This is a genomic window from Paenibacillus marinisediminis (assembly GCF_054343325.1).
Window position 1 is genome coordinate 67061 of the sequence record NZ_JBTGUH010000012.1, and the last position, 14533, is coordinate 81593.

The following is a 14533-nucleotide window of genomic DNA, read 5'->3' on the forward strand; positions in this document are numbered from 1 at the left end:
TCCATGTTTTCGCAATCCAATATTTTGGTAACCGGAGGAACCGGCTCATTAGGGTATGAGCTTGTTCGGCAGTTGTTATCATTTAATCCGAATAAAATCATCGTGTACACAAGGAACGAATCGGCACAGGTTGCTATGAAAAGTGATTTTGATGATGCCAGACTGAGCTTTTGCATCGGGGACATACGGGACGAGAGGGCACTTATTGAAGCGTTAAAAGGTACCGATTACGTCTTTCATTTAGCAGCGCTAAAGCATGTTCCGGTGTGCGAGGAACAACCGATAGAAGCTTTAAAAACTAATGTGCTCGGCACACAGAACGTCATTCAAGCAGCTATGCAAACCGGCGTAAAAAAAGTCATTAATATGTCGACAGATAAGGCGGCGGATCCGAGCAATTTTTACGGTTTGACCAAAGCAATCGGGGAAAAACTTATGATTTTATCCAACCATGGCAATATAAAAACGAAGTTTATTTGTGTTAGAGGCGGCAATATATTGGGAACAACCGGCAGTGTCCTTAAGGTATTTTTGAAGCAGATTGCGGAAAAGAACCAAGTTGGAGTTACGGATAATCGGATGACTCGCTTTTTCATGACTCAAGTCGAGGTTACAGAACTTCTAATAAAAGCCGCCTTGACAGGCCAAGGAGGCGAAATTTTTGTCATGTCTATGCCCGCCTGCAAAATAGTTGATCTCGCTGAAGTGTTGATCGAAGCCTACAGCAAGAACAAGGTTGAGATTGTCGAGAGCGGCATTCGACCCGGTGAAAAAATCCATGAAATTCTTATTTCTGAATACGAAAGCGGAAACGCTGTCCGGTACGACAAGGATTACATGATCATTATTCCCAATAACTACAACGAAGAAGTAAGGCGTTATTATTCCTTGTTCCCCCCTGTACAGAAGAAAACGTATCATTCATATGAGAATCTTATGAGTAAAGAAGAAATTAAGCAAATGCTTCGTCGCGGTGGGTTTGTTGCTTAAGAAGGATGTATCACGAAAGGGAACAGTCAGAACTGAGGAGTAATGGGAAGCGAGTTCCCGATTACTCCATGATTCTTCATCTTCAAACCAAAATAAAAGAATGACGGTACAGGAATAGCCTCCTACACCGCCATTTATACATGCTTTACTATTTATCATCTTAAAGCACGCCATGCTTATAGCTTCTTAATCTCTTCCTTCAGAAGCTCAGACTGTGTACCGAATACGATCTGTACGTTGCCTTTGCCAAGCCTCATAACACCTGCGGCGCCGAGAGCTTTCAATCCGGCCTCGTTCACCTTCGACTCGTCTTTCAACGTGAGACGCAAGCGGGTGATACAAGCCTCATTGTTGATGATATTATCTTTACCGCCAATCATCTCCAACACTTTGACGGCTTTCTCATGCAGTGAGCTGCTCGTAGAATCACTTCCTTCTTCACTAGCCACTGTATCATCCTCATCGTCTTCGCGACCAGGGGTCTTCAGATTAAACTTCACGATCAGGAAGCGGAATAAGAAGTAATACAAGATGAAATACGCGATTCCGATTGGAATGATCAGCAGCGGTTTCGTTGCATCCGGAAAACTGAGCGCGTAGTCGATAAAGCCGGCAGAGAATCCGAAGCCGATCTTAATACCGAGAACCGCTGTGATTACACCGGACAAGCCTGTTAACAATGCATGTACTACATACAGCATAGGCGCTGCAAACATAAATGCAAACTCAATGGGTTCCGTAATACCCGTTAAGAACGAGGCAATTGCGGTTCCGATAAACAGCGATGCAATAGCTTTACGCTTCGATGGCTTAGCTGTGTGTATAAACGCTAATGCAGCACCCGGCAAAGCAAACATCATAATCGGGAAGAATCCTGTCATGAACAGACCAGCTGTCGGGTCACCGTGGAAGAAGCGCTGAATATCGCCATGCCACACTTGACCAGCAGCATCTGTAAACGATCCAATCTGGAACCATGCAATCGCATTAATAACGTGATGGAGGCCGAATGGAATCAGCAATCGGTTGGCGGTCATGAAGATTCCCGAGCCGATCGCACCCAGACTGGTTATCCAGTTGCCAAAAGTATCAAGGGCTGTTTGAACGGGCCCCCAAACCATAGCGAATGGAATCGCGATGATGATCATCGCTAACGATGTGACAATCGGAACGAAACGCTTGCCGCCGAAGAATCCCAGCCAATCCGGGACCTTGATGTCATGATACTTATTATAGAAATAAGCTCCGACACCACCCGCTAATATACCGCCGAGAACACCCATATCCAGCTTTATGTCGTTTGGTATAAAGGTGAACGCCGCTGGCGCATTCGCCAGCACCTCAAGCAGGATGCGATGGGCAATAACAGCAGCCAATACTGCAACGGCATCTGCCGCAAAGCCAATAGCGATACCAATTGCAAAGATTAAGGCCAGGTTATTGAAAACCGCATTGCCGCCGGCTGCTAAAAATGGAGCGACATACTGATTTAAGAATCCACCGACCGTTTCACCGAGGTGAAAATCTTTAATATAGTCGATGGCTCCAAAACGATTTAAAATAGAGGCCGCTGGAAGCGTCGCTACTGGAAGCATTAATGCTCGACCAATTTTTTGTAAAAAGGCTAGCATGACATGTTCCTCCTTTGTGTAAGTAAGTAAAGTATGGATAACCAGTGGAAAATTTATTCCTAAACCTGTTATCACCATTACTTTTGGAGGAATGTTTGAGTTATGTCATGCAAGCTCATGCCTAGTCGAGCTAGTTATACGCTTACTTGTTATACTTCTTTATTAAATAACCGATACAAGTGCATTGAGATATAGGCAATCTCATCCTCAGAGACGTTAGCTTGGAGTGAACGCGACATCATCTCTGCGCATTCGCGGGCAATAGAATATTCTTGGGGCGCCATGTCTTTGAGCTTGTCACGGAATGGATTTCGAGTGCGTTCACCATTTCGAATGCGTTCTATTGCAAACCTTAAGTGAGTAACCAACCGCAAGTAATCAACACTATCCTTCGGAATCTCATTGCCCAGATATCCCTCGATTAAATCAACTAATTCTCGCAGCAAGTGATTATGCTGCACTACATTTCCAACCGATACATGAGTAACAGCAGATTGGATATGTATAGTCAGGAATCCGATCTCCTCTACTGGCACATCAACACCGAATGTATCCCCAATCATTTGTGCAGCTTGCGAAGCCAGCTCGTATTCCTTCGGGTTAAGCGCTTTCAGTTCCCAAAGGAATGGATTCTCGATCGCAATATCGTTTCGCAAACGATACAGCGCAAACTCGATATGGCTTGGAAGTGCAAGGTGAATATGTTCATTAATATCACCTGTCAGCTGCTCCGTTACAAGCGATATGATTTGCTCCGATACGGTGACGACTTCGGGATCGATCTGCTTCAATAGAGCTTGATATTGAGATAGATGCTGTTCGCTTTCCAAAGAGAATTTCTTCTCGATCCGTGGATCATCATAGGCAAGCTTATCCCCTGGCTTAGCTCCGAATCCGATTCCTTTTCCCAAGAGAATCGTCTCTTTACTTGTCAATAACTCATTCGCCAATACGACATTATTGCTTAATGCTCGTACAACTACTAATCGGCGTTCAGATGACAATATAAAGCCCCTTTCTACGATGTCAGAATTAAATGGAAGGCGTATCCTTCACGCAAGGTACGCCTTCCATTAAGTTTCAGAACCGTGTTATTAATATTCTAAATTGACAATTCAGATACCGCTGGAACACGATCATATACGAGAACCTTGATCTCATCTTCGCTCTCGAGCTTCAATGCATCCTCTACCAATTGCTTCATCTCATCACGGTTCAAACGGCTCATCAGAACACGAGCCGGAAGCACAGAGCTTGCGCTCATGCTGAACTCGTCCAGCCCCATGCCGAGCAGCAGAGGAATCGCAGTCAAGTTGCCTGCCATCTCGCCGCACATACCCGCCCACTTGCCTTCCTTATGGGCAGCATTGACTACCATGCGAATCAAGCGGAGAACCGCTGGGTTGAATGGTTGCGTCAGGTAGGACACCTTCTCATTCATGCGGTCAGCAGCCATCGTATATTGTACGAGGTCATTGGTCCCGATGGAGAAGAAGTCTGCTTCTTTCGCCAATTGATCAGCTATGATCGCCGCAGCAGGTACTTCAACCATTATACCAACTTCCATTTCTTTATTGTAGGCAATTCCTTCTGCGTCCAATTGCGCTTGCGTTTCCTTCAGAATCGCATTCGCTGCACGCAGTTCGCCCAACGTCGAGATCATCGGATACATCAGCTTAATGTTCCCGTGAGCACTAGCACGCAGGATGGCGCGAAGCTGAGTCTTAAACAGCTCTTGGCGATCTAGGCAGAGACGGATGGCGCGATATCCAAGGAACGGATTCATCTCGTTCGGCAGCTCCAGATACGGCAGCTCTTTATCGCCGCCGATATCCAATGTACGGATCACGACCGGCTTGTCTGCGCCCAACGTTTCAACTACCGCTGTGTAGGAGTTGTATTGTTCCTCTTCACTTGGGAAGTTATCGCGACCCATGTACAGGAACTCCGTACGGAACAGTCCCACACCTTCAGCGCCGTTGTTGCGTGCGCCAAGCGCATCCTCAGGATTGCCGATGTTAGCAACAAGCTCCACCACTTGACCGTCTGCAGTAATAGTCGGCTTATCCTTATACTGCTTCATCTCTTCACGGCGCTTCTCGAACTTCTGCTTCTTCTGTTCATACACCGCGATAGTAGCTTCATCCGGGTTGACCAGAATCAAGCCCTTCGCGCCATCAAGAACGATCATATCGCCTTCTTTGACGCTCTCGGTCCCGACCTTAAGGCCGACAACTGCAGGTATCTCCATGGAACGAGCCATAATAGCCGAGTGAGAGGTTCGTCCGCCGATATTCGTCGCGAAGCCTGCGACCTTGCTGCGATCCAGCTGAGCTGTATCCGAAGGCGTCAGATCTTGCGAGAACAATACAACAGGCTGCTCGAAGTCATTAAGCGACGTAGCCTTCTTGCCGGAAAGTGCACCCAGTACACGCTTCGTCACATCACGGAAGTCTGCCGCGCGTTCACGCATATACTCGCTGTCCATACTGCTGAAGATGTCGATCAATTGTTGAGACACCTCTGACATGGCGAACTCCGCATTGATCGATTCCGTTCGAATCTTCTCTATGGCTTGCCCGATAAACTCTTCATCCTGGAGCACCAAAATGTGGGTGGCAAAGATCTCAGCATGATGCTCCCCCAGCTTAGCGGCGGTATCATCCTTGATCTTCTCGAGCTCCATCATCGCTTGCGCTACAGCATCTTGCAGACGCTTCACTTCCCCATCAACTGCCTCGGCTTCTATCGTTTGACGCTCCACTTCAGTTGAATGCTCCTGCATGATAAATGCTGGCCCAATCGCGTATCCGGAAGCTGCTGCTATCCCTTTAAGTTGCATATCGGTTCCTCCACTCTTTCTAATTACTAAGTAATTACAAGGTCTTATTAGTCGAGTATGGATTCAAGTACTGCGCCTACTGCTTCAATGGCTTCAGACGCTTGATCGCCTTCAGCGATGACATTTACAGTATCTCCCGATTTCATTCCAAGTGTAAGCACGCCTGTGATGCTCTTAGCGCTTACTTTGCGTCCGTTGAATTCCAAAGAGATTTGAGTCGTTTTAAATTCGTTCGCGCTCTTCATGATCGCTCCAGCTGGACGCGCGTGAATACCTTGAGGGTTTTTAATTGTGAATTGTTTTTCCATAATAGCTCTCTCCTTTAAATATATGAGAATATTTAAGTCCGACAGGACTTGATTATTTCATGATAACTTCCATTAATTCGCCAGAACCCGCTGTGATGGAGCCTTCATGGACTTTCATGCTGGCAACAGCATCGCCATTAGCTACAACAATTGGTGTAATGACTGGCAGGCCTTCAGCCTTGATCATGTCCATATCGAACTCAATCAGCTTGTCGCCTTTCTTGAACTTGTCGCCAGTTTTCACATAAGTCTTGAACGGCTTGCCTTGCAATGAAACGGTGTTAACCCCGATATGAACAAGCAGCTCTAATCCTGAATCATGACCAAGCACCAAGGAATGACGCGAATCAATGAGATGCACAACATGTCCGTCAAATGGAGCGATTAGCAAGCCTTGATCAGGTTCTACGGCGATACCATCACCAATAATCTTCTGAGAAAACGCAGGATCCGGAACCTGCTCAAGCGGCACTACTTTACCCGTCATAGGAGCTGTAATCGAAACTGTTTTCTTTTTCTTACCGAAACCAAACATGAATTGTTCCTCCTTATTCATTCTAGTGTCCATAATCTCATTCACGAATGCTAAGCGCCTGTCCGCTATGTAAGCGGTTTATGTTATTACAGGGAAATGTACAATCAAAAAAGGCATGCGCTAAAGCATGCAGTCCACCCTGTGAACAGCCGCTTAGCTCATGCCTAGTCGCACTAGTAACACGCTATTATGCAATGTAATATTCTTGACTAAATATTATCATGCAGTGTTAGCGGATGCAAGCGAGTGCAAGGGTTGTGTATTATTTCCCATTTTCCTATAAAACCTTACTCTACATCGATTAAGCATGTACTCATAACATGCTCTGTACATATCCAAATCATACAAGCATTTAACCTGAAGGAATGAGTCCAATAAGAAATAAGTATGATTTACATATATATCCATTTATTATAGAATACTTAAGTCCGCATTACTTCAGCGGTATACCTAGGTTTTACTATAAAATCAATGGGTAGGTGTTCCCGAAAGACATTCCCCTTCCCAAGAATGCAAAAGTAGAAGGCTCGATCACGAGTACCGTCGATGGCGCCAGCACTGTAACGATTACATTAGAAGCCGATATGTCAATAAAAGATATTAGCCAGTTGTACAGTGATTTCTTAAAGGATCAGGGATACAAGGATACAATGTCGACCGTTACAGATGAGATGTCCTTTCATTCCGGCAGTATCGATAATCATTTTTTACAGGTTATGACCGAAAAAGACGCCGATTCCGGTAAGTCCAAACTGGTTATTTCCTGGATCGAGGAGTCTCATAAACAATAAGAAAAACCGTCAGGGATCCATTCATTCTCTGACGGTTCTTTATGTGCTGACATCTTAATATTAGCTTCGTGAAGCATGCACATCTGCGATCGCAATGTCCACGCCAAGCTCACGCGCCAGCTCCTCTGCTTCCTTCGGCAGTCTTCGATCGGTTATAACGCCTGTTAAAGCACGAATCGGAGCTACAGAGAAGAGCGATGCCTTGCCAACCTTCGTGTGGTCGAACACCGCATATGTAGATTCCGCACGCTCCATTAGCATTCGCGCTGTTTCTGCTTCCAGCTCCGAGTATGTTGTAATGCCTTTTGTAATAGAGAAACCATCTATCCCCATGAATACCTTCTCAATGTTGAGATACTGAATGATCTTCTCCGCTAACGGTCCTGACAGCTCATACGTATTGTTACGCATAACGCCTCCGATGACGACGACTTGTACACCTTCGCTGTCTGCAAGCTCCATCGCAATGTTGACCGCATTCGTAACGACGGTAATTCCTTGCCTCTGCTTCAGCTCCTTGGCGATAAGATAGGTCGTCGTTCCTCCGGTTAAACAGACGCTGTCGCCTTCTTCAACCAAGGATGCCGCTCGTTTCGCGATCGCTTCCTTCTCCAGCCACAGCAGCTGCTTCTTCTCTTGAAAAGTGACTTCACGCACACTGCCGCTGCCTTCAAAGATAGCGCCCCCGATCGTGCGTATAAGCTCGCCTCGCTTCTCTAATATATCCAGATCGCGCCGTGCTGTCGCTTCGGAACAATCAAAGTTGTCCAGCATCTCCGGAATCGTTATGCGTCCATGCTGCTTCATCCACTGCATGATCTGCTTCCGGCGCATATCGCCCTTAGATAAATTCTCGCTCATCAACTGCTAAGCGCCTCCTCTAATAGAGCAGTCCTTCTGGACCGCTGCATTCCATACTTACCTTGTATCTATTGTACGGTTTCTACTGCATTCGTCAAACCAAATCAAAGCGAATAAGTTCCCGTATTTTTGTTTGACATGATTAATCTTCCTATCATATACTCAAGATAATGAAATTATAAATCATAATTTTGATCGTTTCAATCATAACCTAGGAGGGAGCTGCAATTATGGGTCATCTCATTACATCCACATCTATGCTGCAAGCTGCAAGAGAGGGACGCTTTGCGATTACTGCCTTCAACGTACATACATTGGAAATGCTGCAAGCTGTCGTTGAAGCTGCTGAAGAATGCAATGCGCCGCTCATTCTACAAACGACGGTAGGTACCGTCAAGCATCTTGGACCTGAATATATTGTCGCAGCTGCTCAGACTGCTGCACGTCAAGCATCGGTACCGATCGCGCTGCACCTGGATCACTGCACTGATTATGAGCTTATCGTCAAGTGCATTCGTGCTGGATACACTTCTGTCATGATCGATGCTTCGATGCATCCATTTGAAGAGAACGTGAGCCGTACACAAGAGGTTGTTAAAGTAGCTAAAGCTGCTGGAGTCAATATTGAGGCGGAGCTCGGCAAGGTTGGCGGCGTAGAGGACGATATCGTCGTCGAAGACGCAGATGCTCGTCTCGCTGTACCGGAAGAATGCCTGCGCTTCGTGGAACTGACAGGCGTTCCTACACTGGCGCCTGCAATCGGCACAGCGCACGGTATCTATAAGGGAGAGCCAAGAATCGCATTCGATCGATTAGAAGAGATCGCGAAGCTCGTTAAGGCTCCGCTCGTGCTGCACGGCGGTTCCGGCATTCCAGAAGAGCAGGTGAAACGCTGCGTGCAGAATGGCATGGCGAAGTTCAACGTCGCTACTGAGCTGCGGATCGCCTTCTCAGACGCGATTAAGCAGGTGTTCCAGCTGAATCCCGATGAGAACGACCCTCGCAAGTATATGGTGCCTGCGAAGCAAGCCGTTAAGGACCTGGCGATGACGAAGATTTACATGGCTGGCTGCGATGGCAAGGCCGATGTGGTACGATAAGCATTGTTCTTCTGAATGATGCGATCGGAGGTTTATCATAATGATTGTTACGGTTACGATGAATGCGGCAATCGATAAGACATATATGGCGCCTGGCTTTCAACCGGGCAGTCTGCACCGCATACAAGAGATGTATTCGTACGCTGGCGGCAAAGGGATTAATGTCGCTCGCGTAGTTCGAACTTTGAACGAAGATGTGATTGCCACCGGCGTCGTGGCGGGCAATAACGGCCGCTACATCGAAGCGGAGCTGGATCGGGAAGGGATCCGACACGACTTCGTGCATGTAGATGGCGAATCACGGCTCTGCTTGAACATTATTGATCCGCTGAAGTCGCAGCAGACTGAGCTGCTCGAAGCTGGACCTGTCTTGAACGAAGCAGCTCTCGCTGAGGTGCTTCAGAAGATTACAGCACTGGCGGCAGAAGCCAGCCACGTCGTGATGTCCGGCAGCCTGTCGCAGGGCTGCCCCGTCTCGTTCTATGCCGAGCTGACATCAGCTATACGCGCTGCGGGCGCTGTGCCTGTGCTGGATGCAAGCGGAGACGCCCTGATTCAAGGCGTGTCTGCTCGCCCGCACCTCATCAAGCCGAACGAGCACGAGGTGCTGAAGCTGACGGGAGGCACTGCCCTCGACGAGGCCGCTGTTAAGGCCGCGATCATCAGCTTGATGAACGACGGCGTCGAGAACGTCGTTGTATCGCTCGGCGGCGATGGCGCCATTGCCGGTATGGGCGGCCGCCTCTACCGTGTTGCGATTCCATCGATCGAGGTGGTGAACACGGTCGGCTGCGGCGACTCCATGCTCGCTGGCATCGTCGTAGCGGCGAAACGCGGTATGTCCGCGGCGGACCAGCTTCGCTTAGGCGCGGCTTGCGGTACCGCAAACGCACTGATGCCTGCGGCTGGCAGCGTACGGCTGGAGGATCTGGAAGCGATTATGCCGCAGGTTGTCGTTACTGAGATCGATTAACCGAATACGTATAGCTCACAACAAACAAAGAGGCGGTTCCTTAAGTAGAATGATCTACTCAGGGAACCGCCTCTTTTTGCTGTCCGGAAGAACTAGCTGGACTGTTCATCCGAAAACTTATCTAACATCGTGATCGTATCGATCAGATGATTGTTGAACAGCTGGCGTGCAATTTGCAGCAGATCCATAATCATAGGATCACGAAGCTCGTAAAGCACACGATTGCCTTCCTTTGTACCGGTGACGATATTTTTGGCGCGAAGTACACTTAGCTGCTGAGAAACTGCTGAACCTTCTGTTCCAACAAGGGTTTGCAGCTCATTCACATTTTTCGGACCTTCCGCTAGCAGCTCTAGTATTCGGATCCGTAAAGGATGAGACAGCGCCTTAAAGAATTCAGCTTTAAATTGTTGTAACTCCAAGTTCATGTCATCCCTCCCGAAGTAGTAGTTGTAATACTATGTTCAAATGGTTTCCACAGCGTCTAATGGTGAACATTCCTGAAACGCATAATTACGACATTCAGCGCAGCGATTAGGGTCGACAAGCGTAGTGGCGTAACTCACTGCCTCAAAGGTACGAACAAAGAACTGAGCTGCGCCAATTTCATCATAAACGCCTACTCGTTCCAACACTTCACGCGGCTGCGCTTGAATTCCGGATATAAGCACCTTAGCTCCTTGATGCTTTAAGCGCTTGACTGCTTTTCTAAGCATTGATGCGCCTGTCACGTCCATATATGGAACGGATGCCATTCGAATAATAACGACTTTCGCTTGGCGCTCCACTGCTTTGTCCATCATACCATTAAATACACGTGCAGCTCCAAAGAATAACGGACCATTTATCGTATAGATCGTAATTTGGTCACAATCGTGCCGATCTGTTACCATCGTGGAGCTCATCTTAAGATCGGTATCCTTAAGGTCAGGAAGCACTTGTGTGACCTGTACCGTATCACTTGAACGCTTAACGAACAAGAGAACCGCGATCAGAAGTCCTACTTCTACGGCAATCGTCAGATTCGTAAACACAGTGAGCAGGAATGTAACTACTATTATAATCGAATCACCTGTACGAGTCGCAAGGATATGGGCAAATTGTTTACGCTCACTCATATTCCAAGCCACGAGCATAAGTACAGGGGCCATAGCGGCCAAAGGAATAGCTGAAGCATACGGAGCGAACAAGAGCAGCACCAGTAGCACGACGACACCGTGAATAATACCCGACAGCTTAGAGACTGCTCCACTTCTAATGTTAGTTGCTGTTCTGGCGATAGCCCCTGTTGCTGGGATACCTCCAAATAGCGGCGTTACAATATTCGCAATGCCCTGCGCGCGCAGTTCACGGTTGCTGTCATGTCTGTCCCCCGTCATTCCATCTGCAACTACAGCGGTGAGAAGGGATTCAATGCTGCCGAGCATCGCGATAACGAATGCCGGCTGCAGCATGTTCAACCAGTTCTCGAGATCAAACTCTGGCAAATGGAAGCTTGGAAGCGCTCTTGGAATCTCTCCATATGCTGAGCCGATTGTCGGCAATTGTCCCGGAAACAGAACGGCTGCTAAGATACTAGAGCCGACCAATCCAACCAATGAGCCTGGTACTTTAGGCAAGTATCGCTGTACAAGCAATATTAACACGAAGCAAATAAGCGCCGTTAGGAGACTGTATCCATTCCAGCCAGACAGATGGGTTACAAACTCTTGCATATTGGGGATAAAGTATTCATGCTTCTTTAGATCCGTTAAACCAAACAGATTCCCTAATTGTCCTGTAAAAATGGTAACCGCGATCCCCGTGGTAAATCCAATCGTAACGGATTGCGGTATATATTGAACGAGTGAGCCCATCTTGAATACACCCATTAGGAACAGCATAATTCCCGCTAATATGCCTGCAATCAATAGATTCTCATAGCCATAGGTCACAACAATACCGAGCAGCACAGGAATAAATGCGCCCGTAGGACCGCCAATCTGAAACCTCGAACCACCCAGCATGGAAATGATAATACCCGCAATAATCGTTGTGTAAATACCGTATTCCGGCTTCACACCTGAAGCAATAGCAAAGCCCATTCCGAGCGGGATTGCGATTACACCAACTACTAACCCTGCCAGCATATCCTTGCGTAATGACTGAAGCGAGTATCCCACTAGGCGGTCCGATATCCTTCTCTTCACGAAAATCCTTCTTCCCTTTTTTGTTTTATAATTATCGTATATTCAAATATTTGAATATTAACACTTATAACTCATTTTATGCACAATGTCTATAGAAGATTTCTCATCCTATCAAATTTTAAATGTACAACAAAAAGCCATCCCCAGTGTGTTGAGGATGGCTGCGTTGCTCAGCTAATTCGTTTATTCACTCATACGGTATGATTACAGCGCACATTGTTCGATTTCAAAGCCGAGATCTTCGATCATTTTATAATCGGCAGACGCCTCTTGACCTTCTGTCGTCAAATAATCCCCCACGAACACCGAATTAGCCGCATACAGCGCCATCACCTGCATGGAACGCAGATTGATCTCTCTACCGCCCGAAGCACGAATCTCTTTTGTAGGATTGACGAAACGGAATAACGCCAGCGCCTTTAAGCAGTGCCGCGGATTCAGAGCAGACATCCCTTCCAGCGCGGTGCCGGGAATCGCATTAAGGAAGTTAACTGGAATCGAATCTGCGTCCAATGCTTTAAGCTCGAACGCTACATCGATTAGCTGCTCATCGGTCTCCCCCATGCCGATAATGACACCCGAGCAAGGGGACATGCCTGCCGTCTTAGATGTATTTACGGTATGTACACGATCTTCAAATGTATGGGTTGAGGTGATATGGGAGTAATGATCTGAACTCGTGTTCAAATTGTGATTGTAGCGATCAACTCCCGCTTCTTTCAATCGCGCGGCTTGCTCTTGCGATAAGATCCCCAGGCAAGCGCAGATCTTGAGCGGCATGGTCGCTTTAATCTCTTCGACCGCCGTTACGACCTGCTCCAGCTCGCGAGGAGTCGGACCACGTCCGCTTGCCACGATGCAATAGGTGCCTGCTTGCATCTCCATTGCTTTGCGCGCTCCGCTAACGAGCACTTCCTTCTCCAGCAGCGAGTACTTCTTCACTGGCGCTGTTGAATTGCGCGACTGCGAACAATAGCCGCAATCCTCCTTGCATAGGCCGCTCTTCGCGTTGATGATCAGATTAAGCTTTACTTTCTTCCCATAGTAATGGCGTCGAATCATAAACGCAGCATCCATCACGGCCAGCAGGTCATCGTCATCCGCGCGAAGCACCTGAAGCGCCTCGCCGCGCGTCACGCTCTCACCAGCAATAACGCGCTGAGCTAGCGCCTTCCAATCTACAGCCGCTTGTGTATGAACAGTCATTCTGTCGCCTCCATCATTTTATAGGTTCATGAAACTCAGATAACATCATTCTCGCGCACAAGATAATACGTTAACGATAGTGGATAATCAGAATAGGGTCTAGGTTGATATAAACCGTAAATCCATGGTATATCGTAACTGATTATCATATGCGTTAACCTTTCTGGTTAGTTATGTGGTTAATATTACAATTGTTGATTTTATCTTATTCCCACGTTCATCGCAAGTACGGGTTAATGACGATGCTACTTTTTAACCATTTACAGATGTGCGGTGGGACCTGCTCAGTGGGGCGTGCGGGAGATAACGGGGTTTTTACCTGTTACAGCGCGGGGAAATGTGCTCGTTGGGAGCGTTAACGGGGTATTTACCAGTTACAGATGTGCGGCGGCGCTAGCTCAGGGTGTCGAGCATGCGGTAACAGGGTTTTTACCTGTTACCGCACGGGGAAACGTGATCGCTGACGGCGTTAACGGGGTTTCTACCTGTTACAGATGTGCGGCGAGGCTTGCTCAGCGTGTCACGCGTGCGATAACAGGGTTTTTACCTGTTACAGCGCGGAAAAGGTGCTCGTGGAGGGCGTTAACGGGGTATTTACCAGTTACAGATGTGCGGCGGCGCTAGCTCAGGGTGTCGCGCGTGAGGTAACAGGGTTTTCACCTGTTACAGCGTGGGAAAGGTGCTCGTTGGGGGCGTTAACGGGGTTTTTACCAGTTACAGAAGGGCGGCGGCGTTAGCTCAGGGTGCCACTCGTGCGATAACAGGGTTTTTACCTGTTACAGCTCGGGAAGCGTGCTCGTTGGGGGCGTTAACGGAGTTTTAACCAGTTACAGATGTGCGGCGGCGCTAGCTCAGGGTGTCGCGCGTGAGGTAACGTGGTTTTTACCTGTTACAGTGCTTGGGGCGAGCTCGTGGAGGGCGTTAACGGGGTTTTAACCAGTTACAGATGTGCGGCGAGGCTTGCTCAGCGTGTCGCGCGTGAGGTAACGGGGTTATTGGACCTAGAATAAAAAGTGGACATCTCTTAATATCACACAGATAATGAGTCTATTAAAACAAAGAGGTGTCGGACATGAGTGAAACAAGACAGCGGTACAACGAGACGTT

At 47.7% G+C, this 14533-nt stretch carries 13 protein-coding genes; 4 read left to right on the forward strand and 9 right to left on the reverse strand.

Annotation, left to right across the window (positions count from 1 at the left end; all coding sequences use genetic code 11):
* The first annotated feature begins 3 nt into the window (after positions 1-3).
* On the forward strand, positions 4-990 hold the full coding sequence (locus ACXX53_RS20030) for a polysaccharide biosynthesis protein (protein WP_458570460.1): 987 nt from the start codon (positions 4-6) through the stop codon (positions 988-990).
* 176 nt (positions 991-1166) lie between these two features.
* On the opposite strand, the gene ACXX53_RS20035 is transcribed toward ACXX53_RS20030, so the two are convergent.
* The 5 genes from ACXX53_RS20035 to ACXX53_RS20055 form a co-directional block, all read right to left on the reverse strand.
* Positions 1167-2621, reverse strand: coding sequence for a PTS transporter subunit EIIC (locus ACXX53_RS20035; RefSeq protein WP_458570461.1), 1455 nt, complete (start codon positions 2619-2621; stop codon positions 1167-1169).
* Between the two features lie 149 nt (positions 2622-2770).
* Entirely contained in the window at positions 2771-3625 is an 855-nt protein-coding gene (gene glcT / locus ACXX53_RS20040; protein ID WP_458570462.1) for a glucose PTS transporter transcription antiterminator GlcT, read from the reverse strand.
* Positions 3626-3723: 98 nt separating this feature from the next.
* A complete protein-coding gene (ptsP, locus tag ACXX53_RS20045) occupies positions 3724-5463 on the reverse strand; it encodes a phosphoenolpyruvate--protein phosphotransferase (RefSeq protein WP_458570463.1) in 1740 nt (579 codons plus the stop codon).
* Positions 5464-5510: 47 nt separating this feature from the next.
* A complete protein-coding gene (locus ACXX53_RS20050; RefSeq protein WP_458570464.1) occupies positions 5511-5771 on the reverse strand; it encodes an HPr family phosphocarrier protein in 261 nt (86 codons plus the stop codon).
* Between the two features lie 52 nt (positions 5772-5823).
* A complete protein-coding gene (locus tag ACXX53_RS20055; RefSeq protein ID WP_458570465.1) occupies positions 5824-6339 on the reverse strand; it encodes a PTS sugar transporter subunit IIA in 516 nt (171 codons plus the stop codon).
* Positions 6340-6785: 446 nt separating this feature from the next.
* On the opposite strand from ACXX53_RS20055, the gene ACXX53_RS20060 reads away from it, so the two are divergent.
* A complete protein-coding gene (locus tag ACXX53_RS20060; RefSeq protein WP_458570466.1) occupies positions 6786-7097 on the forward strand; it encodes a hypothetical protein in 312 nt (103 codons plus the stop codon).
* A gap of 60 nt (positions 7098-7157) precedes the next feature.
* On the opposite strand, the gene ACXX53_RS20065 is transcribed toward ACXX53_RS20060, so the two are convergent.
* Positions 7158-7958 (reverse strand): DeoR/GlpR family DNA-binding transcription regulator, encoded by an 801-nt coding sequence (locus ACXX53_RS20065; protein WP_458570467.1) that lies wholly within the window; start codon positions 7956-7958, stop codon positions 7158-7160.
* 230 nt (positions 7959-8188) lie between these two features.
* Here ACXX53_RS20065 and ACXX53_RS20070 point away from each other — a divergent pair, with 230 nt between their 5' ends.
* Complete coding sequence (locus ACXX53_RS20070; RefSeq protein ID WP_458570468.1) at positions 8189-9058, forward strand: class II fructose-bisphosphate aldolase; 870 nt, start codon at positions 8189-8191, stop codon at positions 9056-9058.
* Positions 9059-9098: 40 nt separating this feature from the next.
* The gene (gene pfkB / locus ACXX53_RS20075) at positions 9099-10031 is read left to right on the forward strand and encodes a 1-phosphofructokinase (RefSeq protein WP_458570469.1); all 933 of its coding nucleotides are present in this window, start codon (positions 9099-9101) and stop codon (positions 10029-10031) included.
* A 92-nt stretch (positions 10032-10123) separates the two neighbouring features.
* On the opposite strand, the gene ACXX53_RS20080 is transcribed toward pfkB, so the two are convergent.
* The 3 genes from ACXX53_RS20080 to bioB all read right to left on the reverse strand — a co-directional run bounded on the left by ACXX53_RS20080 (position 10124) and on the right by bioB (position 13426).
* A complete protein-coding gene (locus ACXX53_RS20080; RefSeq protein ID WP_458570470.1) occupies positions 10124-10459 on the reverse strand; it encodes an ArsR/SmtB family transcription factor in 336 nt (111 codons plus the stop codon).
* 36 nt (positions 10460-10495) lie between these two features.
* The gene (locus ACXX53_RS20085) at positions 10496-12220 is read right to left on the reverse strand and encodes a SulP family inorganic anion transporter (protein ID WP_458570471.1); all 1725 of its coding nucleotides are present in this window, start codon (positions 12218-12220) and stop codon (positions 10496-10498) included.
* Between the two features lie 204 nt (positions 12221-12424).
* Positions 12425-13426, reverse strand: coding sequence for a biotin synthase BioB (bioB, locus tag ACXX53_RS20090; RefSeq protein ID WP_458570472.1), 1002 nt, complete (start codon positions 13424-13426; stop codon positions 12425-12427).
* Positions 13427-14533 lie beyond the last annotated feature (1107 nt).